Origin of the sequence: Pseudomonas sp. B21-028 (assembly GCF_024749045.1) — a bacterium.
In the GTDB taxonomy this organism is placed as follows: Bacteria; Pseudomonadota; Gammaproteobacteria; order Pseudomonadales; family Pseudomonadaceae; genus Aquipseudomonas.
In genome coordinates, this window is the sequence record NZ_CP087184.1 from 997601 (window position 1) to 1023519 (window position 25919).

Below are 25919 nucleotides of genomic sequence, written 5' to 3' on the forward strand. Positions count from 1 at the left end.
GCCATGATAACCAGTCGGGGGCCGCTTGTCCGGCCCGGTCGCTCGAAGGCCTTACCGAAAGCAGAATTTGAGTGGAGAAAGCCATGAGTGCAGTTCAGAGCGTCGGCCCGCAAGCATTGCCGGCACTGCAGGAGCAGGTCGAGCAGATCCTTGCCGAAGCCAAGCGACAGGGCGCCAGCGCCTGTGAGGTGGCGGTGTCCCTGGAGCAGGGCCTGTCGACGTCGGTACGCCAGCGTGAGGTGGAAACCGTCGAGTTCAATCGCGACCAGGGTTTCGGCATCACCTTGTACGTCGGCCAGCGCAAGGGCTCGGCCAGTACTTCAGCCAGCGGCCCGGACGCCATTCGCGAAACCGTTGCCGCGGCCCTGGCGATTGCCCAGCACACCTCCGAAGACGAAGCTTCGGGCCTGGCCGATGCCGCCCTGATGTGCAAGGAGTCGCGGGACTTCGATCTGTTCCACGCCTGGGACATCACTCCCGAACAGGCCATTGAGCAGGCGTTGCGTTGTGAAGCGGCAGCATTCGATACCGATCCGCGAATCAAAAACGCCGACGGCACGACGCTCAATACCCATCAGGGGTGCCGGGTGTACGGTAACAGCCACGGTTTCATCGGCGGTTATGCGTCGACCCGTCATAGCCTCAGTTGCGTGATGATTGCCGAGGCCAATGGCCAGATGCAGCGCGATTACTGGTACGACGTGAACCGCCAGGGCAATCTGCTGATGGATCCGCTGGTGATCGGCCAGAAAGCCGCGCAACGGGCGGCCAGTCGCCTGGGCGCGCGACCGGTGCCGACCTGTGAAGTGCCGGTGCTGTTTGCGGCCGAGCTGGCGGGTGGGTTGTTCGGCAGCTTCCTGTCGGCGGTGTCCGGCGGCAACCTGTATCGCAAGTCTTCGTTTCTCGAAGGTGCCCTGGGCCAGAAACTGTTCCCGGAATGGATGACCATCGATGAGCGCCCGCACCTGATGCAGGCCATGGGCAGTTCGGCATTCGACGGCGATGGCCTGGCCACGTATGCCAAGCCGTTCGTGGAGAGGGGGGAGCTGGTGTCCTATATCCTCGGCACCTATTCGGGCCGCAAACTCGGCATGCCGAGCACCGCCAATGCCGGTGGCGTGCACAACCTGTTCGTGACCCATGGCGAAGAGGACCAGGCGGCCTTGCTGCGGCGGATGGGAAGAGGATTGCTGGTGACCGAGCTGATGGGTCATGGCCTGAACATGGTGACCGGCGATTACTCCCGGGGTGCGGCCGGGTTCTGGGTCGAAAATGGCGAGATTCAATTCCCGGTCCAGGAAGTGACCATTGCCGGCAACATGCGCGACATGTTCAAGCAGATCGTGGCGGTGGGCAATGACCTGGAGCTGCGCAGCAACATCCGCACCGGTTCGGTGCTGATCGAGCGGATGACGGTGGCGGGTAGCTGACCTCGTCGCAATAAAAAAGGCGCGGCATCCCTAATGGGTGACGCGCCTTTTTTGTACCCGCAGAAAACCTGTGGCGAGGGGATTTATCCCCGTTGGGGTGCGTAGCGCCCCCTAAATAGGGCTGCTTCGCAGCCCAGCGGGGATAAATCCCCTCGCCACGACAGCCCTGCGGTGTCAGCCACCTTCATCGAAGTAGTTGTTGATCAGGACCACCAGCGCATCCATCGCCTCCTGCTCCTGCTCGCCTTGGGTTTCCAGGTAGATCTTGGTGCCCTTACCCGCAGCGAGCATCATCATTGCCATGATGCTCTTGCCGTCGACCGTGGCGTCCTTCGTACGGCCAACGCGGATGGTCGTCTCCTTGAACTGACCGGCCACGCCGACAAACTTGGCTGAAGCCCGGGCGTGCAAGCCCAGCTTGTTGATGATTTCAATTTCCCGAGCAGGCATCGCGATGTGGATCCTTTAGCTGAGGTCGCGGTGGCGAACCTGGACGTTCTTCAGGGATTGTTGCAGGAGTTGGCCCAGGCGCTCGGTCAGGTAGACGGAGCGGTGATGACCACCGGTACAGCCGATGGCAATCGTGACATAGGCGCGGTTGCTGGCGGCAAACCGGGGCAGCCATTTAAGCAAGTAGCCGGAGATGTCCTGGAACATCTCCTCGACATCCGGTTGGGCAGCCAGGTAGTCGATCACCGGCTGGTCGAGCCCGGATTGCTCGCGCAGCTCCGGTTTCCAATAAGGGTTGGGCAGGCAACGGACATCGAACACCAGGTCGGCATCTACCGGCATGCCACGCTTGAAGCCGAACGACTCCACCAGGAACGCCGTGCCTGGCTCCGGCTGGTTCAGCAGGCGCAACTTGATGGTGTCGCGCAACTGATACAGGTTCAGGTTCGTGGTGTTGACCTTAAGGTCCGCCAGGTCGGCGATCGGCCCGAGCAACTGGCTTTCGTCTTCGATGGCTTCGGCCAGCGAGCGGTTGGCATTGCTCAGCGGGTGGCGCCGCCGGGTTTCGGAGAAGCGCTTGAGCAGCGTTTCGTCATCGGCATCCAGGTACAGCACATCGCACTGGATATGCCGGTTGCGTACTTCCTCGAGCAGTTCGGGGAAACGCGACAGGTGGCTCGGCAGGTTGCGTGCGTCGATGGAGACCGCTACCAGCGGTTGCGCCAGCTCGGTGTGGATCAACGCCCGTTCGGCCAACTCCGGCAGCAGGCCGGCCGGCAGGTTGTCGATGCAATAATAGCCGCTGTCCTCAAGCACATTGAGCGCCGTGCTTTTACCGGAGCCGGAGCGACCGCTGACGATGATCAGGCGCATGATTAATGACCGTTCTGCTCGTCCAGGACGACCTGATACAAGGCTTGGTTACTCGGTGCGCTGCGCAGTTTTTCGCGCACTTCCTTGCGGTCCAGCATGCTGGCGATCTGGCGCAGCAGCTCAAGATGCGCATCGGTCGCCGCTTCCGGAACCAGCAGTACGAACAGCAGGTCGACCGGTGCGCCGTCGATGGCGTCGAAATCTATGGCGGCTTCAAGGTGCAACAGCGCGCTGATGGGCGTGGTGCATCCCTTGAGGCGACAGTGGGGAATGGCGATGCCGTTGCCAAAACCGGTGGAACCGAGTTTTTCACGGGCAACCAGGGCCTCGAAGACGTCCTGCATTTCCAGATCCGGCACTTCGCGGTGGATCAGGTTGGCGATTTGTTCGAGGGCTTTCTTTTTACTGCCGCCCGGCGCGTTCACCATGGAACGGCCGGGGGTCAGGATGGTTTCTAGTCGGATCATGGATTGGGGGGGTTAACGACCGGTAGCGCCCTGGAGGAGGCTCTGGGTCTTTTCCTTATGCTTTTTGAGTTGGCGATCCAGCTTGTCGGTCAGCAGGTCAATCGCGGCATACATGTCTGTGTGCTCCGCGTTGGCAACCACCTCTCCGCCGGGAATATGCAGCGTGGCTTCGATTTTCTGCAGCAGCTTCTCGACGTTCATCGTGACCTGCACGTTGGTGATCTTGTCGAAATGCCTTTCCAATCGGTCGAGTTTTTCGCCGATGTAGGTACGCAGGGGTTCGGTCACTTCCAGTTGGTGTCCACTGATGTTGACTTGCATACAGCTTCTCCTTCGTTGCCAGTGCATAAAGCGGCAGGCAGAAATGCCTGCCACTGGAACGCTGTGGCGTGGCCTTGTTACATCAACCGCTTGCGTTCGCTCGAAGGCGCGATCCCGAGGGATTCACGATACTTGGCGACGGTACGGCGGGCCACCTGAATGCCTTGTGCCTCCAGTAAACCAGCGATCTTGCTGTCACTCAACGGCTTTTTCTGATTTTCCGCGGCCACCAGTTTCTTGATGATCGCGCGGATGGCCGTGGAAGAGCATTCGCCGCCTTCGGAGGTGCTGACGTGGCTGGAGAAAAAATATTTCAATTCGTAGATACCCCGTGGGGTATGCATGAATTTCTGTGTGGTCACCCGGGAGATTGTCGATTCGTGCATGCCCACTGCCTCGGCAATGTCATGCAGGACCAACGGTTTCATCGCTTCGTCGCCGTAGTCCAGGAAACCGCGTTGATGTTCGACGATCTGGGTGGCAACTTTCATCAGGGTTTCGTTGCGACTCTGCAGGCTCTTGATGAACCAGCGCGCTTCCTGCAACTGGTTGCGCATGAAAGTGTTGTCGGCGCTGGTGTCGGCGCGTCTTACAAAGCCCGCGTATTGGGCGTTGACCCGTAGCTTGGGTACCGATTCCTGGTTCAACTCCACCAGCCAGCGATCGTTGTGCTTGCGCACGATCACGTCGGGAACCACGTACTCGGGCTCGGTGGCCTCGATCTGTGAGCCTGGGCGTGGGTTGAGGCTCTGGACCAGTTCGATCACCTGGCGCAGCTCATCTTCCTTGAGCTTCATGCGGCGCATCAGCTGGCTGTAGTCGCGGCCGCCCAGCAGATCGATATAGTCGGTGACCAGTCGCTTGGCTTCGGCCAGCCACGGCGTCTTGGCGGGCAGTTGGCGTAGCTGCAGCAGCAGGCACTCACCCAGGTTGCGGGCGCCGATGCCGGCCGGTTCGAACTGCTGGATACGGTGCAGGACGGCTTCGATCTCGTCCAGCTCGATGTCCAGCTCCGGATCGAAGGCTTCGAGGATTTCCTCGAGGGTTTCGTCCAGGTAGCCCTGGTTGTTGATGCAGTCGATCAGGGTCACGGCGATCAGGCGATCGGTGTCGGACATCGGTGCCAGGTTCAACTGCCACAGCAGGTGGCTTTGCAGGCTTTCACCGGCGGAGGTGCGGGTGGTGAAGTCCCACTCGTCATCGTCGCTGCTCGGCAGGCTGCTGGCGCTGGTCTGGTAGACGTCTTCCCAGGCCGTGTCCACGGGCAGGTCATTGGGGATGCGTTCGGCCCACTCGCCATCCTCGAGGTTATCCACCGTCGGGGCGGCTTCCTCCTGGTAGGACGGTTCCTGGATCTCGGTATTGGGTTTCTGCTCGACGTTGTCGGCCAGCGGATCGGTGTTGTCGAAGTCGTCGCCTTCTTCCTGGCGTTCGAGCATCGGATTGGATTCCAGGGCCTCCTGGATTTCCTGTTGCAGGTCCAGGGTCGACAATTGGAGCAGGCGGATGGCCTGTTGCAGCTGCGGTGTCATCGTCAGCTGCTGGCCCATTCTCAAGACTAGCGATGGTTTCATGGCAGGGGCTTAACACCTTATTCGCCGGCGCACATGCGCCATCCACTACAAGGGCGCCGGAGCGCCAAACCTTAAGCAAATTATATGCCTGAAACTGAAGTGTTTGCCTAGGGGAAGTTCTCAATTAGTTTCCCCATGATAGGGGATTCACTGAGAACATCCCGAGGCGCTGCGCGGTTAAACCAGCGGCGCCGGGACAATTTGCCAGACACTTCGCGCTTACAGGCGGAACTCATGGCCCAGATACACTTCCTTGACCAGTTCGTTGGCCAGGATGGTGGCGGAGTCACCTTCGGCGATCAATTGGCCGTCATTGACGATGTAGGCGGTTTCGCAGATGTCCAGCGTCTCGCGCACGTTGTGGTCGGTGATCAGCACGCCGATCCCCTTGGCCTTGAGATGGTGGATGATCTGCTTGATGTCGCCCACCGAAATCGGGTCCACGCCGGCGAACGGTTCGTCGAGCAGGATGAATTTCGGTGCGGTAGCCAGGGCGCGGGCAATTTCCACCCGGCGCCGTTCGCCACCGGACAGGCTCATACCCAGGTTGTCGCGGATGTGGCTGATGTGGAACTCCTGCAACAGGCTTTCCAGCTCCTGGCGACGACCGGCCTTGTCGAGTTCCTTGCGGGTTTCGAGAATCGCCATGATGTTGTCGGCGACCGACAGTTTGCGGAAGATCGACGCTTCTTGTGGCAAATAGCCGATGCCGGCCTTTGCCCGACCGTGCATCGGCTGGTGGCTGACGTCCAGGTCGTCGATCAGGATGCGGCCCTGATCGGCCTGGACCAGGCCGACGATCATGTAGAAACAGGTGGTCTTGCCCGCGCCGTTGGGGCCGAGCAGGCCAACGATCTGCCCGCTGTCGATGGACAGGCTGACATCGCGCACGACCTGACGGCTTTTGTAGCTCTTGGCCAGGTGCTGAGCTTTCAGAGTTGCCATTACTGGGGCCTTTGCTCGGTTTTCTTTTTCGGCTGGATGACCATGTCGATCCGTGGACGCTGCTCGGTCACCTTGTTGCCGGTGGCGCGGCCGGCGCTGGCGAGTTTCTTGTTCGTGTCGTAGACGATTTTCTCGCCCTGGGTGACGTTGTTGTCCTTGTCGATGACCTTGGCGCGATCGATCAGCACGACGCGGTCCTGGGACGCGTGATACTGGATGGTCACGCCGTAGCCCTGCACGGGCTTGGTGTCGCCGGCCGTTTGCAACTGCTCGAAATAGGCCAGGTTGCCCACCGAGGTCACCACGTCGATATCGCCGGACTGGGTGCGGGTGATGGTCACGGTATTGCCGGTGACCTTCATCGAGCCCTGGGTGATGATCACGTCGCCCCTATAGGTGGCGATACCGTTCTTGTCGTCCAGTTGGGCGTCGTCGGCCTGGATGCGGATAGGCTGGTCGCGGTCGTTGGGAAGAGACCAGGCGCTCGCGCTTCCCAGTGCTGCGCCCAGACTGAGCAAAATAGGGAGGGTTTTAGCGAGCTTCATACTGTCCTCTTACGTTCGATAGCAGGTGTATCCTGCTTTCCTTCAGATACGCTTTCATTCCCGTGCCGGTCGATACACCACCGGCGCCGTCGATTCTAACGGGTTGCTCGGTCTGCGCATATTGTCGCTGCGGGAACACGGTCATGCGAGTGCTGGTGATGATCGTCGTGCGGTTCTTCTCATCGGTTCGTGCGACGCGTACCGAGTCGATCAGTTCCACTTCGGTGCCGCCGGAATTGACTTCGGCGCGCTTGCTCTGCACGTGCCACGGGAATTCCGTGCCACGGAACATGTTCAGGTCCGGATTGGCGACCAGTGAAATGTCGGTGGCCTTGACGTGATCGACCTTGTCGGACGTCATTTCGTACTGCACCTTGCCGTCGGGCAGGTATTGCAGTGTATGCGTGTTGGTCGCATACCAGTCGATATCGTTTTCCGCGACCTGGACGGCAGGGCGATCGAGGAAGCGTTCGGGGCTGATGTTCCAGTAGCCCACCGCCGCGAAAATCGCCGCGATGCACGCGAACAGCAGGATGGTGCGAATCTTCTTGCTCAGCATAAATGGCTCACAGGTACGCGGCGTTGGCCGCTTCGAGGCGGCCCTGGGCGCGCAGGATCAGTTCGCAGAACTCACGGGCCGCGCCTTCGCCGCCTCGCGCGGTGGTGACGCCATGGGCGTGCTCGCGGACGAAACCTGCCGCATTGGCCACTGCCATGCCCAGGCCGACCCGACGGATCACCGGCAGGTCCGGCAGGTCGTCACCCAGGTAGGCGACCTGTGCATAGCTTAGATTGAGTTGCCCCAGCAGTTCGTCCAGGACCACCAGTTTATCCTCGCGACCCTGATAAAGGTGGGGGATGCCAAGGTTCTTCGCGCGCCGTTCGACCACCGGGGTCTTGCGGCCGCTGATGATGGCCGTCTGCACGCCGGCGGCCATCAGCATCTTGATGCCTTGGCCGTCGAGGGTATTGAACGTCTTGAATTCGCTGCCGTCCTCGAGAAAATACAGGCGTCCGTCGGTCAGCACGCCGTCCACGTCGAACACGGCCAGCTTGATGTCTTTACCGCGTTGCAGCAGGTCTGCGTTCATTTACATGACTCCGGCACGCAGCAAGTCGTGCATGTTCAGGGCGCCCACCGGGCGGTCTTCGGCATCGACCACCACCAGGGCGCTGATCTTGTGGTCTTCCATGATTTTCAGGGCTTCGGCGGCGAGCATTTCTGCACGGGCCGTCTTGCCGTGGGGCGTCATGACCTGCTCGATGGTGGTGCTGTGCACATCGATGGTGCGGTCCAGGGTGCGACGCAAGTCGCCGTCGGTGAAGATCCCGGCGAGCTTGCCGTCGGCCTCGATAATCACCGTCATGCCCAGGCCCTTGCGGGTCATCTCCATGAGTGCGTCCTTGAGCAGCGTGCCGCGTTGCACCTGTGGCAACTCTGCGCCGGCGTGCATCACGTTTTCCACCTTCAGCAGCAGGCGGCGACCCAGCGCACCACCGGGGTGGGAGAAGGCGAAGTCTTCCGCGGTGAACCCCCTGGCCTCCAGCAGGGCCACGGCCAGGGCATCGCCCATGACCAGGGCCGCAGTGGTGGACGAGGTCGGTGCCAGGTTCAGCGGGCAGGCTTCGTGCTCGACGTGAACGTTGAGGTTCACCTCGGCGGCCTTGGCTAGCGGCGAGTCCGGGTTGCCGGTGAGGCTGATCAGCCGGATGCCCAGGCGCTTGATCAGTGGCAGCAGCGTAATGATTTCATTGGTGGAGCCGGAGTTGGACAGCGCCAGGATGATGTCGTCCCGGGTGATCATGCCCATGTCACCGTGGCTGGCTTCGGCCGGGTGGACGAAGAATGCCGTGGTGCCCGTGCTGGCCAGGGTCGCGGCGATCTTGTTGCCGACGTGCCCGGACTTGCCCATGCCGACCACGACGACGCGGCCTGTGCTGGCCAGGATCATCTCGCAGGCGCGTATGAAATCAGCGTCGATACGGGGCAGCAAGCCTTGCACGGCTTCGAGTTCGAGGCGGATGGTACGTTGTGCCGATTGAATCAGGTCGCTGGTTTGGCTCATGTCAGAAATCGTATAGCCCGATGAAAAGGCGGCGATTATAGCGGCAATGAACAATTCCCTCACGCTAGTTCGTCATGCTTCGTGCAAACACCCCGCCGGGTTTGAATAAAATGTACTCATTTACCTTAAGTCAGGCTTAACCGGCCAGGGGTGGCCCTTGGGCGCGTGGCCGTTGCAGTGATATAGTTCGCCGCCGGTCCGGATGCCTGGCGGTCCGACCTTTATCGGCTGGCCAGGGCATTCGGATGTGAGGCTGCATCGCAAGGAGTTTAGATGAGTGCCGACAACGCCTACGCGGTCGAGCTGAAGGGGCTGTCCTTCAAGCGAGGGACGCGCAGCATTTTCAATGACATCGATATTCGCATCCCGCGCGGCAAGGTGACCGGCATCATGGGGCCTTCCGGGTGCGGCAAGACCACGCTGCTACGCCTGATGGGCGCACAGTTGCGTCCCAGTGCCGGTGAGGTCTGGGTCAATGGTCAGAATCTTCCCAAATTGTCGCGCAGCGACCTGTTCGATGCGCGCAAGCACATGGGCGTGCTGTTCCAGAGCGGCGCGCTGTTCACCGATCTCGACGTGTTCGAGAACGTGGCGTTCCCGTTGCGGGTCCATACCGACCTGCCGGAGGAGATGATCCGCGACATCGTCCTGCTCAAGTTGCAGGCGGTCGGGCTGCGTGGCGCCCTCGATCTGATGCCGGACGAGCTGTCCGGCGGCATGAAGCGCCGGGTCGCACTGGCGCGGGCGATTGCCCTCGATCCGAAAATCCTCATGTACGACGAGCCCTTCGTCGGGCAGGACCCGATCGCCATGGGTGTGCTGGTGCGCCTGATCCGCCTGCTCAACGATGCGCTGGGCATCACCAGCATCGTGGTGTCCCACGACCTGGCCGAAACCGCCAGCATCGCGGACTACATCTACGTGGTCGGCGATGGCCAGGTATTGGGGCAGGGCACGCCCCAGGAGTTGAAGGCTTCGGACAACCCGCGCATTCGCCAATTCATGAAGGGGGATCCGGACGGTCCGGTGGCGTTCCATTTTCCGGCCACGGATTACCGTACCGATCTGCTGGGGAAGCGCTGATGCGCAAGAAATCATTGATAGAAAGAATTCGCCTGTTTGGCCGTTCCGGCATCGACGTGCTGGCGGTGCTGGGCCGTTCCACGCTGTTCCTGGCCCATGCGCTGCTTGGTCGCAACTCGACAGGCGGCGGTTTTGGCCTGCTGGTCAAACAACTGCATTCGGTGGGGGTGATGTCCCTGGTGATCATCGTGGTGTCCGGGATCTTCATCGGCATGGTGCTGGCGTTGCAGGGGTTCAATATCCTGTCCAGCTACGGTTCGGAGCAGGCGGTCGGGCAGATGGTCTCGCTGACGCTGTTGCGTGAACTCGGGCCGGTGGTGACCGCATTGCTGTTCGCCGGGCGTGCCGGTTCGGCGCTGACGGCCGAAATCGGTAACATGAAGTCCACCGAGCAGCTGTCCAGCCTGGAAATGATCGGCGTCGATCCGCTCAAGTACATCATTGCCCCGCGCCTGTGGGCCGGCTTCATTTCCTTGCCGGTGCTGGCGATCATCTTCAGCGTCGTCGGGATCTGGGGTGGTTCATGGGTGGCCGTCGACTGGCTGGGCGTCTATGAAGGTTCCTACTGGTCCAACATGCAGAACAGCGTCGACTTCCTCGATGATGTGCTCAACGGCGTCATCAAGAGCGCCGTATTCGCGTTCGTGGTGACCTGGATCGCCGTGTTTCAAGGCTATGACTGCGAGCCCACGTCTGAGGGGATCAGCCGTGCCACAACCAAGACCGTGGTGTACGCCTCGCTGGCGGTGCTGGGCCTTGACTTTATTCTGACCGCCTTGATGTTTGGAGATTTCTGATGCAAAACCGCACCCTGGAAATCGGTGTCGGCCTTTTCCTGCTGGCCGGCATCCTGGCCTTGCTGCTGCTGGCTCTGCGCGTCAGCGGCCTGGCGCCGACCGCGAATACCGATACTTATAAACTTTATGCTTATTTTGACAATATCGCCGGTTTGACGGTCAGAGCCAAGGTGACCATGGCCGGTGTCACCATCGGCAAGGTCACGGCAATCGATCTGGATCGCGACAGTTTCACCGGACGGGTGACGCTGCAGCTGGAAAAGCGCGTGGATAACCTGCCGACTGATTCCACTGCATCTATCCTTACGGCGGGCCTGCTGGGCGAGAAATACATCGGTATCAGCGTGGGCGGGGAAGAGACCCTGCTCAAGGACGGCGGGACCATCCATGACACGCAGTCGTCGCTGGTGCTTGAGGACCTGATCGGGAAATTCCTGCTCAATACCGTTAGCAAAGACGCCAAATGAGGAGCCTTTCGATGATCTCTATCCTGCGACGCAGCCTGTTGGTCCTGCTGGCAACCCTGCCGCTGATGACCAATGCCCTGGCGGCGCCTTCCGCCCACGACATCATCCAGGACACCACGACCCGGTTGCTGGCGGACCTTGCCGCCAACAAGGAGAAATACAAGCAGGATCCGGGTGCGTTCTATGACGCACTGAATGGCATTGTCGGTCCGGTGGTGGACGCCGATGGCATCTCCCGCAGCATCATGACGGTCAAGTACTCGCGCAAGGCAACGCCTGCGCAGATGACCCGCTTCCAGGAAAACTTCAAGCGCAGCCTGATGCAGTTCTATGGCAACGCCTTGCTCGAATACAACAACCAGGGCATCACCGTTGGGCCGGCGAAGGACGAAAGTGGTACTCGTACCAGCGTCGACATGCAGGTCAAGGGTAACAACGGTGCGGTCTATCCTGTGTCCTACACACTCGAGAAGATCAATGGCGAGTGGAAGGTGCGCAACGTGATCATCAACGGCATCAACATCGGCAAGCTGTTCCGCGACCAGTTCGCCGATGCGATGCAGCGCAATGGCAATGACCTGGACAAGACCATCGATGGTTGGGCCGGCGAAGTTGCCAAGGCCAAGGAAGTGACCGAGGAAGCCAAGGAGAAGCAGGAGCAATGATCGAGTCGGTGAGTGAGTCGGCCGTTCGTCTGGGCGAAGCCGGTGAATTGTTGCTCAGTGGCGTGCTGGACTACCGCACCGGTCCGGCCTTGCGCAAGCAGGGTCAGGCACTGATCAAGTCCGTCGGTGCCGCCGAGGTGGTCATTGACTGCTCGGCGGTGCAGAAATCCAGCAGTGTCGGCTTGTCGCTGCTGCTGTGCTTCATGCGGGACGCCAAGGCGGCCGGCAAAACATGGAGCATCCGTGGGATGCCCGAAGACATGCGTGAAATAGCCCAGGTCAGCGAACTGACCGAGCTGTTGGCGCACTCCTGATCCACATCGCTGGAAAAGTCCCCCCGTCAGAGTCCTGCTTCGCGGGGTTCGCAGGCGCGGGGCTTTTTTGTATGATGTGCGACCCGCGCGCACAGGGCGCCGATTGAGGTTGAGCATGCAGGCTGTAGAAGTGAAGAGCTTCCTTGAAGGAAAGCTGCCTGGTACGAAGGTGGAAGTTGAAGGCGAAGGCTGCAACTTCCAGTTGAACGTGATCAGCGATGAACTGGCGGCGTTGAGCCCAGTGAAGCGTCAGCAGAGCATCTATGCCCATTTGAACCCATGGATTGCCGATGGCAGCATCCACGCGGTCACGATGAAATTTTTCAGCCGCGCGGCTTGGGCCGAGCGCACCTGAGCCCAAGGGCCTCGAGATTCTTATGGATAAACTGATTATTACCGGCGGCGCTCGTCTTGATGGCGAAATCCGTATTTCCGGGGCAAAGAACTCCGCCCTGCCAATCCTGGCCGCGACCCTGCTGTGCGATGGTCCTGTGACCGTTGCCAACCTGCCGCACCTGCATGACATCACCACGATGATCGAGCTGTTCGGTCGCATGGGCATCGAGCCTGTCATCGATGAGAAACTCAGCGTCGAAATCGATCCGCGCACCATCAAGACCCTGGTCGCTCCGTATGAGCTGGTGAAAACCATGCGGGCATCGATCCTGGTGCTGGGTCCGATGGTTGCCCGTTTCGGTGAAGCCGAAGTCGCGTTGCCTGGCGGTTGCGCCATTGGCTCGCGTCCGGTGGACCTGCACATCCGTGGCCTGGAAGCCATGGGCGCGGTCATCGACGTCGAAGGCGGCTACATCAAGGCCAAGGCGCCTGAAGGCGGCTTGCGCGGCGCGCATTTCTTCTTCGACACCGTCAGCGTGACCGGTACCGAGAACATCATGATGGCCGCTGCACTGGCCAAGGGCCGCAGCGTGCTGCAAAACGCTGCTCGCGAACCTGAAGTGGTGGACCTGGCGAACTTCCTGATCGCCATGGGCGCCAAGATCAGTGGTGCCGGTACCGACACCATCACCATCGATGGCGTCGAGCGTCTGCACTCGGCCACTTACAAAGTGATGCCGGACCGGATCGAAACCGGTACCTACCTGGTCGCCGCCGCCGTCACCGGTGGTCGCGTCAAGGTCAAGGATACCGATCCGACCATCCTTGAGGCTGTCCTGGAGAAACTCAAGGAAGCGGGCGCCGAAGTCACCTGCGGTGAAGACTGGATCGAAGTGAACATGCACGGCAAGCGGCCCAAGGCCGTGAACGTGCGGACAGCTCCATACCCAGCGTTCCCGACGGACATGCAGGCGCAGTTCATCTCCCTCAACGCCATTGCCGAAGGCACCGGCGCGGTGATCGAGACGATCTTCGAAAACCGTTTCATGCACGTCTACGAACTGCACCGCATGGGCGCCAAGATCCAAGTCGAGGGCAACACCGCCATCGTCACCGGCACCGAGAAACTCAAGGGCGCGCCAGTGATGGCCACCGACCTGCGAGCCTCGGCCAGCCTGGTGATTTCGGCCCTGGTTGCCGAAGGCGATACCCTGATCGACCGCATCTACCACATTGACCGTGGCTACGAATGTATCGAAGAGAAATTGCAGATGCTCGGTGCCAAGATCCGCCGCGTACCGGGCTAGTTCCGGCTGCATAGGCACAAGGATGTGCCTGGATTTCGTTTCAAATCGAGGGTGGTGCACCCTCGATGTGTGTCCGGCGCCGCTTGCGTCCGGGCATGAGTACCTTGATAAGGACTGACGTTTCCCATGTTGACCATCGCACTGTCCAAGGGCCGCATCCTTGACGACACCCTGCCGCTTCTGGCTGAAGCGGGCATCGTGCCGACCGAGAATCCGGACAAGAGTCGCAAGCTGATCATTCCCACGACCCAGGCCGATGTTCGCCTGCTGATCGTGCGTGCCACCGATGTGCCGACTTACGTTGAACATGGTGCCGCCGACCTCGGCGTTGCCGGTAAGGACGTGCTGATGGAATACGGCGGCCAGGGCTTGTACGAGCCCCTGGACCTGCGGATCGCCCGGTGCAAGCTGATGACCGCCGGCAAGGTCGGCGCGCCGGAGCCCAAGGGGCGCCTGCGGGTGGCGACCAAGTTCGTCAACGTTGCCAAGCGTTACTATGCCGAGCAGGGTCGCCAGGTCGATATCATCAAGTTGTACGGTTCGATGGAGCTGGCGCCGCTGATCGGCCTGGCGGACAAGATCATCGACGTCGTCGACACCGGCAATACCCTGCGTGCCAATGGCCTGGAACCCCAGGATTTCATCGCTGACATCACCTCCCGGCTGATCGTCAACAAGGCATCGATGAAAATGCAGCATGCTCGCATCCAGGCTCTGATCGATACCCTGCGCAAGGCAGTGGAATCGCGACACCGCGGCTGATTTACCTGCGCGACCTTGAGTCGCGCCCGTCTATCCGTGTCATAGCCAATTTTCTCAGGTGCCCACGCGAATGGACTGGTAGCTTAGGGCGCCTGAGCATTTGCCATTAATGAGGCCCTCGCTATGACCGCTCCCACTTCGATTCGCCGACTCAACGCTGCCGATCCGGATTTCGCGCATCATCTGGATCATCTGCTGAGCTGGGAAAGCGTGTCTGACGACTCGGTCAATCAGCGGGTGCTGGACATCATCAAGGCCGTGCGCGAGCGCGGCGATGCCGCCTTGGTGGAATTCACCCAGAAATTCGACGGCCTGCAAGCGGCGTCCATGGCCGACCTGATCCTGCCGCGCGAGCGTCTGGAGCTGGCCCTGACCCGGATCACCGTGCCCCAGCGCGAAGCCCTGGAAAAAGCCGCATCCCGGGTGCGCAGCTATCACGAAAGACAGAAACAGGACTCCTGGAGCTACACCGAAGCGGACGGCACGGTGCTGGGCCAGAAGGTGACGCCACTGGACCGCGCCGGCTTGTACGTGCCGGGCGGCAAGGCGTCCTATCCCTCTTCGGTGCTGATGAATGCGATTCCAGCCAAGGTCGCCGGCGTGACCGAAGTGGTCATGGTCGTGCCAACCCCACGGGGTGAAATCAACGAACTGGTGCTGGCCGCTGCCTGCATCGCCGGCGTGGACCGGGTGTTCACCATCGGTGGCGCCCAGGCCGTGGCGGCATTGGCCTACGGCACCGAAAGCGTGCCGAGGGTCGACAAGGTGGTCGGGCCGGGCAACATCTATGTCGCCACCGCCAAGCGCCATGTGTTCGGCCAGGTCGGTATCGACATGATCGCCGGCCCTTCGGAAATCCTCGTGGTGTGCGACGGCCAGACCGACCCGGACTGGATCGCCATGGACCTGTTTTCCCAGGCCGAGCACGACGAAGACGCCCAGGCGATCCTGGTCAGCCCGGATGCCGACTTCCTCGACAAGGTCGCGGCCAGCATCGACAAGATGCTGCCGACCATGGAGCGCGCCGAAATCATCAACACCTCGATCAATGGTCGTGGGGCGCTGATCAAGGTCGATGACATGGAGCAGGCGATCGAGGTCGCCAACCGCATTGCGCCGGAGCACCTGGAGTTGTCGGTCGCCGATCCGCAGGCCTGGTTGCCGCAGATCCGTCATGCCGGTGCGATCTTCATGGGCCGCCACACCAGCGAGGCCCTGGGCGACTACTGCGCCGGGCCCAATCACGTGCTGCCGACTTCCGGCACCGCGCGTTTCTCGTCGCCGCTGGGGGTGTATGACTTCCAGAAACGTTCGTCGATCATCTTCTGCTCCGAGCAGGGCGCATCCGAACTGGGCAAGACGGCTTCGGTACTGGCCCGTGGCGAATCGCTGAGCGCCCACGCCCGCAGCGCCGAGTATCGAATTCTTGATGAATCCTCCATTGACGGGCAGGGAAATTGAAATGAGTAAATTCTGGAGCCCGTTCGTCAAGAACCTGGTGCCCTATGTGCCGGGCGAACAACCGAAGCTGACCCGCCTGGTCAAGCTCAACACCAACGAGAATCCCTACGGCCCATCGCCCAAGGCACTTGCGGCGATGCAGACCGAGCTCAATGACAACCTGCGTCTGTACCCGGACCCCAACAGCGATCTGCTGAAGGGTGCCGTGGCCCGCTACTACGGCGTGCAGGCCAACCAGGTGTTTCTCGGTAACGGTTCGGATGAAGTGCTAGCGCACATTTTTCACGGCCTGCTGCAACACGACCAGCCGATCCTGTTCCCGGACATCAGCTACAGCTTTTATCCAGTGTATTGCGGGTTGTATGGCATCCAGTTCGATGCGGTGCCCCTGGACGAGCAGTTCCGGATCGATCCGGCGGACTATGCCAAGCCGAACGGCGGGATCATTTTCCCCAACCCGAACGCCCCGACCGGCTGCCTGCTGGCGCTGGATGCGGTGGAACAGATGCTCAAGGCCAGCCCGGATTCGGTGGTGGTGGTCGATGAGGCCTATATCGACTTCGGTGGCGAGACGGCCATCAGCCTGGTGGACCGCTATCCGAACCTGCTGGTCACCCAGACCTTGTCCAAGTCCCGTTCGCTGGCGGGGTTGCGAGTGGGCTTGGCGGTGGGCCATCCGGACCTGATCGAAGCACTGGAGCGGATCAAGAACAGCTTCAACTCCTACCCGCTGGATCGCTTGGCAAACGTGGGCGGCGCAGCGGCGTTCGACGACCGCGAGTATTTCCAGCAGACCTGCCGGTTGGTCATCGAGCACCGCGAGTGGGTGGTGGCGCAACTGGAGGCCAAGGGTTTTGAAGTGCTGCCTTCGGCGGCCAACTTCATCTTCGCCCGTCACCCCCGGCATGATGCGGCGGGGTTGGCGGCGAAGCTGCGAGAGCAGGGGGTGATCGTGCGGCACTTCAAACAGGAGCGGATTGCCCAGTTCCTGCGGATCAGCATTGGCACGCCGGAGCAGAATAAGGCGCTGATCGACGCCCTGGGCGAGCTCTAAAGCTCTGCGCTGAACTGTAGGAAATCCTCTGTGGGAGCAAGGCTTGCCCGCGATGGCGGTAGGTCAGTGACTCAAATGTCGACTGATCCGGCGCTATCGCGGGCAAGCCTTGCTCCCACGGTGGTTTTCGGCGTTCCTGGATTGCCGTCTCATCGCTGAATCCCTGTGGGAGCGAGCCTGCTCGCGATGGCGTACTTTCAGCTCACGTCTATGTTGCTGACCCACCGCTATCGCGAGCAGGCTCGCTCCCACAGGTTGTGTATCAAGGCCTCATTCGTGATGCGGCTCGCCCAGGAACGTCAGTGAGGTGAACACGCCACGGGTCGCCACGTCCTTGTCATCCTTGAGCGGGATTTCCATCTGCGCGGCGATGACGTTCAAGCCTTCATTGCGCACCAGCACCCGGGCCCGGCCGTCCGCGTCGGTTTCAGTGGATACGGTGTCCGGCGCGCTGCGGTAATCGCCCACCAGCTTTACACCGGCCGCGGGCTTGCCATCCAGCAGGACGCGTACCGGCAATGACTGGCCGGGACCTACGGTCAGCGGGTCGACGTCTGGCAGGATCACGAACTTGATCGGGTCCAGCTTCGGCAGCTCCGCTCCGGGCTCATAGATCGCCAGGCTGTACTTGAAGGTGTGGGTCGATTCGATCGCGCCGGGCACTTTGCTGCGACCTTCGTTGATCCACTTCTTGTCGGCGGTCTGGGACCACATGCCATTGTCCAGCGCCACCGCGAGCACCGCCGGTGGCTTGAGCGGTTGCAGGCGCGCGTGGTCGGGCAGGCGTTGCACCGTGACCGGGATCATCTTGCCGCCCATATCATAGGCCCAGGCCCCGCTGATTTTCTGCGCCTTGAACGCGTTGTCCTCGGCGCCGTGGCCGTAGATCACTTCAATGTTGCCGCGTCGTTGTTCGGTCCACAAACCATGGGCCGAGGCTTGTGTCGCCAGGAACAGGCCGAGCAGGGCAAGTGTCTTGGGGTGTTTCATGCCGATTTTCCTTTTTATAGATCGAGGGTGAGACTGACGGTGAAGTTGCGCGGCTCGCCGGGGTTGACCCAGTAGTTGCTGTAGGAGCGCTCGTAGTATTTTTCGTCGAAGACGTTGTTCAGGTTCAGGCCCACGGTGACGTTGTCGCTGGCCTTGTAATGAGCCAGCAGATCCACGGTGTGATAAGCCGGCAGCTCGAAATCTTTGCCGGCTTCGCCCGAACGATCCCCCACGTAAGTGAACGCCGCGCCGACATCCGAGCCGCGCAGGCGTCCGTCCTGGAATTCATAGACGCCCAGCAGGCTGCCGCTGCGCTTGGCCACGCCGAGGATCCGGCTGCCGGTGGGGATCTCTTTGTCACCTTCGGTCACTTCGGCATCGATGTAGGCGAAGGCCCCGATCACGCGGATGGCGTCGCTCAACTGCCCGCTGATTTGCAGATCTATTCCCTGGCTCCGTGCCTTGCCCATGGCGCGACTGGTATTGGTGCCGGGATCCAGCGCCAGGACGTTTTCCTTCTCTATATGAAATGCCGCCAGGGTGGCGCTCAGGCGATGGTCGAACAGCTCGCTCTTGATCCCGGCTTCATAGCCGACACCTTCCTCCGGGTCGAAGGTCTTGCCGCCGGCGTCCAGGCCGTTGTTGGGTTTGAACGAGGTGGAGGCGTTGGCGAACAGTCCGACTTCAGGCGTCAGTTGGTACAGCAAGCCGGCCCGTTGCGTCAGGGCATCGTGGCGTTGGTGGCTGGTGAGCTGGGTGGTGTGATCATCGATATGTTGGTCGAAATGTTCGTAGCGCACGCCAAGCATGCCCCGCAGCTTTTCGGTGAAGATGATCTGGTCCTGAAGATTCAACGCACGGCTTTGGACATGCTCGAAGAAATCCGTGCCGGTGCGCAGCCCGTTGGGTTTGGGCTGGCCATAAATGGGCTGATAGATGTCGATGGGGTAGGTGCCGCCGTTGATGGTGGTGACGCGCTCGTTCTTGCGGTAATCCTCGTATTCGCTGCCGATCAGCAATTCGTGCTGCCACGGTCCCAAATCGAACAGGCCACGCAGCTCAAACTGGGTGATGCTGTCGTGCCAATCGTTGTCGCGTTCGCGGTAACGGCGGTTGACGGTGTGGCCATCGGTATTCAGCGGACGTGCTTCGGAAGCGAAGCCCCAGAGTTCGCCTTGTTTGTAATGACTGGCCAGGCGCAGTTGCCAGGTGTCGTTGAGCTGATGCTCGAGGGCGGCCTGGAGCATGTTGTTGTGGTTGTCGATGTCACCGTCGTTGGGTTCGCCCAGGAAGGTCGAGCGGGATACGCCGCTCCAGCGATTGTCCGGCGCGACGATGCCACGGTCGAACGTCGAGCTGTGGCGTACGATTTCACTCTCCACCAGCAAGCGTGTGTCGGGATTCAGTTGCCAACTGATGGAGGGCGCCACGAATACCCGCTGGCTGTCGACGTGATCGCGAAAGCTGTGATTGTCCTCCACCGCCAGGTTCACCCTCGACAACACCGTACCTTCGGCATCCAGTGGCGTATTGACGTCCAGCGCGGTGCGGTAGCGGTCCCAACTGCCGGCGCTGGTTTGCAGGGTGGTGAAAGCTTCTGGCTGGGGTTTCTTGGTGACGATATTGACCGTGCCCCCTGGATCGCCTCGCCCATAGAGGCTGGCCGCCGGCCCCTTCAACACCTCGATACGTTCGATGTTGGCGGCGTCCGGCGTGCTCGGGTAACCACGGTTGGCGCTGAAACCGTCCTTGTAGAACTCCGATGTCGTGAAGCCGCGCACGCTGTATTCGTAGAGCGTCAGGCCGCCGAAGTTGTTCTGTTTCGATACGCCGCCGGCAAACTCCAGTGCTCGTTCGACGCTGGTGCTGCCCAGGTCCGTGAGGACGTCAGCCGGGATTACGCTGATCGATTGGGGGATGTCCCGCAGGGCCGTGTCGGTTTTGGTGGCGCTGGCGGAGCGGGTGGCGCGATAACCTTTCACTGGTCCGGTGGGGGATTCGTAATCGGTCGTGACGCTGATGGCGTCCAGTTCCAGGGCCTGGGTTTCCTCGGCAAAGGCCGGGTCGCCCAGCAGGCTCAAGGCCAGGCTGGCGAGGGAAATCCGTTTTAGGGATGACATGTTATGTTGTTCCAATTGTCTTGATTGAAACAATATAACACTACTAATGAGAATTTATGCTATCTGTAGTGTTCGTTAAAGGTGCAGACAACATAATTTCTGTGGCGAGGGGATTTATCCCCGTTGGGCTGCGAAGCAGCCCCAGAGCTTGAATGCGTTCGGTCCGATGTACAGGGTGGCAGCTTTTTAGGGCTGCTCCGCAGCCCAGCGGGGATAAATCCCCTCGCCACAAAGGGAATTGAGCTGGTTACTGCTCTTCCTTAGTCGCCACTGGCGCGGGCGGTGGGCGCAGGCCGATCTCGGCGGTGAGCTTGAGCTCCTTGCCGTTGCGCATCACCTGGATGGTGACTTTGTCGGTGGGCTTGATCCGCGCCACCTGGTTCATCGAGCGACGGCCATCGCCGGCCGGTTCGCCGTCGATGCTCAGGATTACATCACCCAGTTGCAGGCCGGCCTTCTGGGCCGGGCCATCGCGGAAAATCCCCGCCACCACGATGCCGGGCCGGCCGGACAAACCGAAGGACTCTGCCAGCTCCTGGGTCAGCGGCTGCACTTCAATGCCCAGCCAGCCACGAATCACCTGGCCGTGCTCGATGATGGACTTCATTACTTCCATCGCCAGCTTCACCGGAATGGCGAAGCCAATGCCCTGGCTGCCGCCGGACTTGGAGAAGATCGCCGTGTTGATCCCGGTGAGGTTGCCGTTGGCATCCACCAGCGCGCCACCGGAGTTGCCGGGGTTGATCGCAGCATCGGTCTGGATGAAGTCTTCGTAGTTGTTCAAACCCAACTGGTTGCGTCCGGTGGCACTGATGATACCCATGGTCACGGTCTGGCCGACGCCGAAGGGGTTGCCGATGGCGAGGGCGACGTCACCGATGCGGATGCTGTCGGAGCGGCCGATGGTGATGGCCGGCAGATTCTTGAGGTCGATCTTCAGTACCGCGAGATCGGTTTCCGGGTCGCTGCCGATTACCCGAGCCAAGGTTTCGCGGCCATCCTTGAGGGCTACCACGATCTGGTCGGCACCGCTGGTGACGTGGTTGTTGGTCAGCAGGTAGCCTTCCGGGCTCATGATCACGCCCGAACCCAGGCTCGATTCCATACGTTTCTGCTTGGGCGAGTTGTCACCGAAGAAGCGTCGGAATTGCGGATCCTCGAACAGCGGATGACTGGGCTTGTTGATGACTTTGGTGGTGTACAGGTTGACCACGGCCGGCGCGGCGATGGTTACGGCGTCGGCATAGGACACCGGCCCCTGCAACAGCGCCTTGCTCTGCGGCGCCTGCTGCAGATTGACATCGAGGCTCGGCAGGCCGACCCATTCCGGGTAACGCTGGATAATCAGTAGTGCGACAAGCACGCCGGCCAACAGCGGCCAGCCGGAAAAACGCAGCGCCTTGAGCATCTATCACGTCCTACAAAAGTTGCAGGCGGAATGAGACCGCCCATAATGACGCGCATTATACGAGGCCGCGCGCGCCTCGGAACGGGATATTTAGGAGTCTTTTCATGGCCGTAGCCCTGAGCACCCTGGTTGAAGAAGCGGACCGTTACCTGGCAAGCAGCCGGATTGCCGATTATTGCCCAAACGGCCTGCAGGTCGAAGGCGTGCCCCAGGTGATGCGCATCGTCAGCGGCGTGACTGCCAGCCAGGCGCTGCTTGACGCCGCGGTGGAGGCCGGTGCCGACCTGGTGCTGGTGCATCACGGTTACTTCTGGAAGGGCGAAAACCCTTGCATCATCGGGATGAAGCAGCGTCGCCTGAAAACCTTGCTCAAGCACGACATCAGCCTGCTGGCCTACCATCTGCCGCTGGACCTGCACCCCGAGGTCGGCAACAACGTGCAGTTGGCTCGTCAACTGGATATCACCGTCGAAGGGCCGCTGGACCCGGACAACCCCAAGGTCGTCGGCCTGGTCGGTTCCTTGTCCGAACCGATGACGCCTCGGGATTTCGCCCGCAGGGTCCAGGAAGTCATGGGCCGCGAGCCGTTGCTGATCGAAGGCGAGCAGATGATCCGCCGGGTCGGCTGGTGCACCGGCGGCGGCCAGGGCTACATCGACCAGGCGGTGGCGGCCGGGGTCGACCTGTACCTCAGTGGCGAAGCATCGGAGCAGACCTTCCACAGCGCCCGTGAAAACGGCATCAGCTTCATCGCCGCCGGCCATCATGCGACCGAACGCTATGGCGTGCAGGCGCTGGGCGATTACCTGGCGCGACGCTTTGCTCTGGAGCACATCTTCATCGATTGCCCGAATCCGATTTGAAGTGTTCTGGAATTCCTGTGGGAGCGAGCCTGCTCGCGATAGCGGTGGGCCAGTCTTCATCTCTGCTAGCTGATACACCGCCATCGCGAGCAGGCTCGCTCCCACAAAGGGGTATTGCGATGGCCGAACCACCAGGCATATCCATATGCTGTTTCGATCTAGTTGGCGCCCTGATTAGAAGAGGTCGCTGTGCTAGGATTCTTCGCTCGAACACGGCCCGCTGGCCGTTCATAAGAAAGTTTTCGTGAGTAGCCATGGTCGACAAACTGACGCATCTGAAACAGCTGGAGGCGGAAAGCATCCACATCATCCGCGAGGTGGCCGCCGAGTTCGATAACCCGGTGATGCTGTACTCCATCGGTAAAGACTCCGCCGTGATGCTGCACCTGGCACGCAAGGCGTTCTTCCCCGGCAAGCTGCCGTTTCCGGTGATGCACGTCGACACCCGGTGGAAATTCCAGGAAATGTACAAGTTCCGCGATCGCATGGTCGAGGAAATGGGCCTGGACCTGATCACTCACGTGAACCCGGACGGCGTGGCGCAGGGCATCAACCCCTTCACCCACGGCAGCGCCAAGCACACCGATATCATGAAGACCGAAGGCCTGAAGCAGGCCCTGGACAAGCATGGTTTCGACGCGGCGTTCGGCGGTGCCCGCCGCGATGAGGAGAAGTCCCGGGCCAAGGAGCGCGTCTACTCGTTCCGCGACAGCAAGCACCGCTGGGACCCGAAGAATCAGCGTCCTGAACTGTGGAACGTCTATAACGGCAAGGTCAACAAGGGCGAGTCGATCCGGGTCTTCCCATTGTCGAACTGGACCGAGCTGGACATCTGGCAGTACATCTACCTCGAAGGCATCCCAATCGTGCCGCTGTACTTCGCCGCCGAGCGCGAAGTGATCGAGAAGAACGGCACGCTGATCATGATCGACGACGAGCGCATCCTCGAGCACCTGTCCGAGGAAGAGAAGGCCCGCATCGTCAAGAAGAAAGTGCGTTTCCGTACCCTTGGCTGCTACCCGTTGACGGGCGCGGTGGAGTCCGAGGCCGAGAGCCTGACGGACATCATTCAGGAAATGCTCCTGACGCGAACTTCCGAGCGCCAGGGCCGGGTCATCGACCACGATGGCGCAGGCTCGATGGAAGATAAAAAACGTCAAGGTTACTTTTAAGCTTCGAGTTACAAGCGGCAAGCTGCAAGTTAAGGGCGGAATGCGTAACTTCCCAGCTTGGTGCTTGCAGACGGTGCTGCGAGCCGGATTGGATGGCTCGCAATGGATTTCGAGAAACTGATTGTTTGGCAGCGAAGTAAGGATTTGGCGGTAGGGATCTATAGAGAGTTTGCGCGATGTGGGGATTTTGGATTCAAGGATCAAATCACCCGCTCGGCACTTTCGGTGCCTTCCAATATTGCTGAAGGTATGGAGCGCCGTAATGCCAAAGAGAAAATTTATTTCCTTTGGGTTGCGAAAGGTTCCTGCGGGGAGCTGCGTACCCAAATTCTTATTGCTCGGGATATTGCTTACGTCGCAGATTCGCTGGCTGAAAACTGGGTTATGGAAACCCGCGAGCTTTCTCGAATGCTGGGCGGGTTGATCAACAAAATTTCTGACTAGCTGTACGCCGACAAGCTTGCCGCTTGAAGCTTACAGCTCGGAGCTTGAATGCAATGAGCCACCAATCTGATTTGATCAGCGAGGACATCCTCGCCTACCTGGGCCAGCACGAGCGCAAGGAGCTGTTGCGCTTTTTGACCTGCGGTAACGTCGACGACGGCAAGAGCACCCTGATCGGGCGCCTGCTGCACGACTCCAAGATGATCTACGAAGATCATCTGGAAGCCATCACCCGCGATTCGAAGAAGGTCGGCACCACCGGTGACGACATCGACCTGGCGTTGCTGGTCGACGGCCTCCAGGCCGAGCGCGAGCAGGGCATCACCATCGATGTCGCGTACCGCTATTTCTCCACCGCCAAGCGCAAGTTCATCATCGCCGATACTCCCGGCCATGAGCAGTACACCCGCAACATGGCCACCGGTGCCTCCACCTGTGATCTGGCGATCATCCTGGTGGACGCACGCTACGGCGTGCAGACCCAGACCCGTCGCCACAGCTTCATTGCCTCGTTGCTGGGCATCAAGCACATCGTCGTGGCCATCAACAAGATGGACCTCAAGGACTTCGACCAGGGCGTGTTCGAGTCGATCAAGGCCGACTACCTGAAGTTCGCCGAAGGCTTGAAGATGAAGCCCACCAGCATGCACTTCGTGCCGATGTCCGCCCTCAAGGGTGACAACGTGGTGAACAAGTCCGAGCGCTCGCCGTGGTACACCGGCCAGTCGCTGATGGAAATCCTCGAGACCGTGGAAGTGGCGGGCGATCGCAACTTCACCGACCTGCGCTTCCCGGTGCAGTACGTCAACCGTCCGAACCTGAACTTCCGCGGTTTCGCCGGCACCCTGGCCAGCGGCATCGTGCACAAGGGCGACGAAGTGGTGGTGTTGCCGTCGGGCAAGAGCAGCCGCGTCAAATCCATCGTCACCTTCGAAGGTGAGCTGGAGCAGGCCGGCCCGGGCCAGGCCGTGACGCTGACCATGGAAGACGAGATCGACATCTCCCGGGGCGACCTGCTGGTGCATGCCGACAACGTCCCGCCGGTCACCGACAGCTTCGAAGCGATGCTGGTGTGGATGGCCGAGGAGCCGATGCTGCCGGGCAAGAAATACGACATCAAGCGTGCGACCAGCTACGTGCCGGGCTCGATTGCCAGCATCGTCAACCGGGTCGACGTGAACACCCTCGAAGAGGGCCCGGCCAATGCGTTGCAACTCAACGAAATCGGCAAGGTGAAGATTGCCCTGGACGCGCCGATCGCCCTGGACGGTTACGAGAGCAACCGCACCACCGGCGCATTCATCGTCATCGATCGCCTGACCAACGGCACCGTCGGCGCCGGCATGATCGTCGCCCAGCCGCTGGCCCACGGCAGCAGCACGCACCACGGCAAGCTTGCCCATGTGTCGGTGGAAGAACGCACCCAGCGCTTCGGCCAGCAGCCGGCGACGGTGCTGTTCAGCGGTCTCTCGGGCGCCGGCAAGAGCACGTTGGCTTATGCCGTGGAGCGCAAGCTGTTCGACATGGGCCGTGCGGTCTTCGTTCTCGACGGCCAGAACCTGCGCCATGACTTGAACAAAGGCCTGCCGCAAGACCGTACCGGGCGCACCGAGAATTGGCGCCGTGCGGCTCACGTCGCCCGTCAATTCAACGAAGCCGGCCTGCTGACCCTGGCGGCATTCGTGGCACCGAGCGCCGAAGGGCGTGAGCAGGCCAAGGACCTGATCGGCAGGGAGCGTCTGCTGACGGTCTACGTCCAGGCCTCGCCTGCGGTGTGTGCCCAGCGTGATCCGCAAGGGCTGTACGCCGCTGCCGGCGACAACATCCCGGGCGAATCCTTCCCGTATGACGTGCCGCTGGATGCCGATCTGGTGATCGACACCCAGTCGCTGACACTGGAAGAAAGCGTCAAGCAAGTGCTGGATCTGTTGCGCAACCGCGGCGCGATCTAAGCGCAAGCGGCAAACGAAAAGCCCGCCGATGAGCGATCATCGGCGGGCTTTTT

28 protein-coding genes are annotated in these 25919 nt (G+C 60.9%); 15 read left to right on the forward strand and 13 right to left on the reverse strand.

From position 1 onward, the window contains the following. Positions 1–83: 83 nt before the first annotated feature. Entirely contained in the window at positions 84–1430 is a 1347-nt protein-coding gene (gene pmbA, locus LOY35_RS04275; RefSeq protein WP_258630916.1) for a metalloprotease PmbA, read from the forward strand. A 174-nt stretch (positions 1431–1604) separates the two neighbouring features. Here the strand turns inward: pmbA and LOY35_RS04280 are convergent, their stop codons facing one another. The 10 genes from LOY35_RS04280 to LOY35_RS04325 form a co-directional block, all read right to left on the reverse strand. Then, positions 1605–1880: an HPr family phosphocarrier protein gene (locus LOY35_RS04280; RefSeq protein WP_258630917.1), complete on the reverse strand. Its 276-nt coding sequence runs from the start codon at positions 1878–1880 to the stop codon at positions 1605–1607. A gap of 15 nt (positions 1881–1895) precedes the next feature. After that, positions 1896–2753, reverse strand: coding sequence for an RNase adapter RapZ (rapZ, locus tag LOY35_RS04285; RefSeq protein ID WP_144922800.1), 858 nt, complete (start codon positions 2751–2753; stop codon positions 1896–1898). A gap of 2 nt (positions 2754–2755) precedes the next feature. Next, on the reverse strand, positions 2756–3220 hold the full coding sequence (gene ptsN, locus LOY35_RS04290) for a PTS IIA-like nitrogen regulatory protein PtsN (protein ID WP_047699533.1): 465 nt from the start codon (positions 3218–3220) through the stop codon (positions 2756–2758). A gap of 12 nt (positions 3221–3232) precedes the next feature. Beyond that, on the reverse strand, positions 3233–3541 hold the full coding sequence (gene hpf, locus LOY35_RS04295; protein WP_003178005.1) for a ribosome hibernation-promoting factor, HPF/YfiA family: 309 nt from the start codon (positions 3539–3541) through the stop codon (positions 3233–3235). Between the two features lie 77 nt (positions 3542–3618). After that, on the reverse strand, positions 3619–5115 hold the full coding sequence (locus LOY35_RS04300; RefSeq protein ID WP_258630919.1) for an RNA polymerase factor sigma-54: 1497 nt from the start codon (positions 5113–5115) through the stop codon (positions 3619–3621). Positions 5116–5334: 219 nt separating this feature from the next. Further along, complete coding sequence (gene lptB / locus LOY35_RS04305; RefSeq protein ID WP_258630920.1) at positions 5335–6060, reverse strand: LPS export ABC transporter ATP-binding protein; 726 nt, start codon at positions 6058–6060, stop codon at positions 5335–5337. Continuing rightward, positions 6060–6605: a lipopolysaccharide transport periplasmic protein LptA gene (gene lptA / locus LOY35_RS04310; protein WP_258630921.1), complete on the reverse strand. Its 546-nt coding sequence runs from the start codon at positions 6603–6605 to the stop codon at positions 6060–6062. The genes lptB and lptA overlap by 1 nt, the downstream gene beginning before the upstream one ends. Further along, complete coding sequence (lptC, locus tag LOY35_RS04315; RefSeq protein WP_258630923.1) at positions 6592–7164, reverse strand: LPS export ABC transporter periplasmic protein LptC; 573 nt, start codon at positions 7162–7164, stop codon at positions 6592–6594. The genes lptA and lptC overlap by 14 nt, the downstream gene beginning before the upstream one ends. A gap of 7 nt (positions 7165–7171) precedes the next feature. Continuing rightward, a complete protein-coding gene (locus tag LOY35_RS04320) occupies positions 7172–7696 on the reverse strand; it encodes an HAD family hydrolase (protein WP_258630925.1) in 525 nt (174 codons plus the stop codon). After that, a complete protein-coding gene (locus LOY35_RS04325; RefSeq protein WP_258630927.1) occupies positions 7697–8671 on the reverse strand; it encodes a KpsF/GutQ family sugar-phosphate isomerase in 975 nt (324 codons plus the stop codon). A 273-nt stretch (positions 8672–8944) separates the two neighbouring features. Here LOY35_RS04325 and LOY35_RS04330 point away from each other — a divergent pair, with 273 nt between their 5' ends. From LOY35_RS04330 to hisC, 10 genes are all read left to right on the forward strand, one after another. Beyond that, positions 8945–9754 carry an ATP-binding cassette domain-containing protein gene (locus tag LOY35_RS04330; RefSeq protein WP_041020865.1) on the forward strand — a complete coding sequence of 270 codons (810 nt, stop codon included), beginning with the start codon at positions 8945–8947 and terminating at the stop codon, positions 9752–9754. Continuing rightward, a complete protein-coding gene (gene mlaE, locus LOY35_RS04335; RefSeq protein WP_144922824.1) occupies positions 9754–10551 on the forward strand; it encodes a lipid asymmetry maintenance ABC transporter permease subunit MlaE in 798 nt (265 codons plus the stop codon). The genes LOY35_RS04330 and mlaE overlap by 1 nt, the downstream gene beginning before the upstream one ends. Further along, entirely contained in the window at positions 10551–11018 is a 468-nt protein-coding gene (gene mlaD / locus LOY35_RS04340) for an outer membrane lipid asymmetry maintenance protein MlaD (RefSeq protein WP_041020863.1), read from the forward strand. Before mlaE ends, mlaD begins: the two co-directional genes overlap by 1 nt. Positions 11019–11029: 11 nt before the next feature. Continuing rightward, complete coding sequence (locus LOY35_RS04345) at positions 11030–11683, forward strand: phospholipid-binding protein MlaC (protein ID WP_258630930.1); 654 nt, start codon at positions 11030–11032, stop codon at positions 11681–11683. An 8-nt stretch (positions 11684–11691) separates the two neighbouring features. Beyond that, positions 11692–11997: a lipid asymmetry maintenance protein MlaB gene (locus LOY35_RS04350; protein ID WP_258633476.1), complete on the forward strand. Its 306-nt coding sequence runs from the start codon at positions 11692–11694 to the stop codon at positions 11995–11997. A 115-nt stretch (positions 11998–12112) separates the two neighbouring features. Next, positions 12113–12352, forward strand: a complete 240-nt coding sequence (locus LOY35_RS04355) for a BolA family protein (RefSeq protein ID WP_258630931.1) — start codon at positions 12113–12115, stop codon at positions 12350–12352. Positions 12353–12374: 22 nt separating this feature from the next. Further along, positions 12375–13640, forward strand: coding sequence for a UDP-N-acetylglucosamine 1-carboxyvinyltransferase (gene murA / locus LOY35_RS04360; RefSeq protein WP_207963225.1), 1266 nt, complete (start codon positions 12375–12377; stop codon positions 13638–13640). A gap of 126 nt (positions 13641–13766) precedes the next feature. Further along, the gene (gene hisG, locus LOY35_RS04365; protein ID WP_047699553.1) at positions 13767–14402 is read left to right on the forward strand and encodes an ATP phosphoribosyltransferase; all 636 of its coding nucleotides are present in this window, start codon (positions 13767–13769) and stop codon (positions 14400–14402) included. Between the two features lie 123 nt (positions 14403–14525). After that, positions 14526–15863: a histidinol dehydrogenase gene (hisD, locus tag LOY35_RS04370; protein ID WP_258630933.1), complete on the forward strand. Its 1338-nt coding sequence runs from the start codon at positions 14526–14528 to the stop codon at positions 15861–15863. A 1-nt stretch (position 15864) separates the two neighbouring features. Continuing rightward, positions 15865–16917 (forward strand): histidinol-phosphate transaminase, encoded by a 1053-nt coding sequence (hisC, locus tag LOY35_RS04375; RefSeq protein ID WP_258630934.1) that lies wholly within the window; start codon positions 15865–15867, stop codon positions 16915–16917. Positions 16918–17187: 270 nt separating this feature from the next. Here the strand turns inward: hisC and LOY35_RS04380 are convergent, their stop codons facing one another. The 3 genes from LOY35_RS04380 to algW all read right to left on the reverse strand — a co-directional run bounded on the left by LOY35_RS04380 (position 17188) and on the right by algW (position 21435). After that, positions 17188–17907 carry a DUF4198 domain-containing protein gene (locus LOY35_RS04380; RefSeq protein WP_258630935.1) on the reverse strand — a complete coding sequence of 240 codons (720 nt, stop codon included), beginning with the start codon at positions 17905–17907 and terminating at the stop codon, positions 17188–17190. A gap of 14 nt (positions 17908–17921) precedes the next feature. Then, positions 17922–20027 carry a TonB-dependent siderophore receptor gene (locus LOY35_RS04385; protein ID WP_258630936.1) on the reverse strand — a complete coding sequence of 702 codons (2106 nt, stop codon included), beginning with the start codon at positions 20025–20027 and terminating at the stop codon, positions 17922–17924. 247 nt (positions 20028–20274) lie between these two features. Continuing rightward, positions 20275–21435 carry a Do family serine endopeptidase AlgW gene (gene algW / locus LOY35_RS04390; protein WP_258630937.1) on the reverse strand — a complete coding sequence of 387 codons (1161 nt, stop codon included), beginning with the start codon at positions 21433–21435 and terminating at the stop codon, positions 20275–20277. Positions 21436–21539: 104 nt separating this feature from the next. Here algW and LOY35_RS04395 point away from each other — a divergent pair, with 104 nt between their 5' ends. The 4 genes from LOY35_RS04395 to cysN all read left to right on the forward strand — a co-directional run bounded on the left by LOY35_RS04395 (position 21540) and on the right by cysN (position 25866). After that, a complete protein-coding gene (locus LOY35_RS04395) occupies positions 21540–22298 on the forward strand; it encodes a Nif3-like dinuclear metal center hexameric protein (protein ID WP_258630938.1) in 759 nt (252 codons plus the stop codon). 254 nt (positions 22299–22552) lie between these two features. Beyond that, a complete protein-coding gene (gene cysD, locus LOY35_RS04400) occupies positions 22553–23470 on the forward strand; it encodes a sulfate adenylyltransferase subunit CysD (RefSeq protein WP_024777503.1) in 918 nt (305 codons plus the stop codon). A 102-nt stretch (positions 23471–23572) separates the two neighbouring features. Further along, positions 23573–23914: a four helix bundle protein gene (locus LOY35_RS04405; RefSeq protein ID WP_041020851.1), complete on the forward strand. Its 342-nt coding sequence runs from the start codon at positions 23573–23575 to the stop codon at positions 23912–23914. A gap of 53 nt (positions 23915–23967) precedes the next feature. Further along, the gene (cysN, locus tag LOY35_RS04410; RefSeq protein ID WP_258630940.1) at positions 23968–25866 is read left to right on the forward strand and encodes a sulfate adenylyltransferase subunit CysN; all 1899 of its coding nucleotides are present in this window, start codon (positions 23968–23970) and stop codon (positions 25864–25866) included. Positions 25867–25919 lie beyond the last annotated feature (53 nt).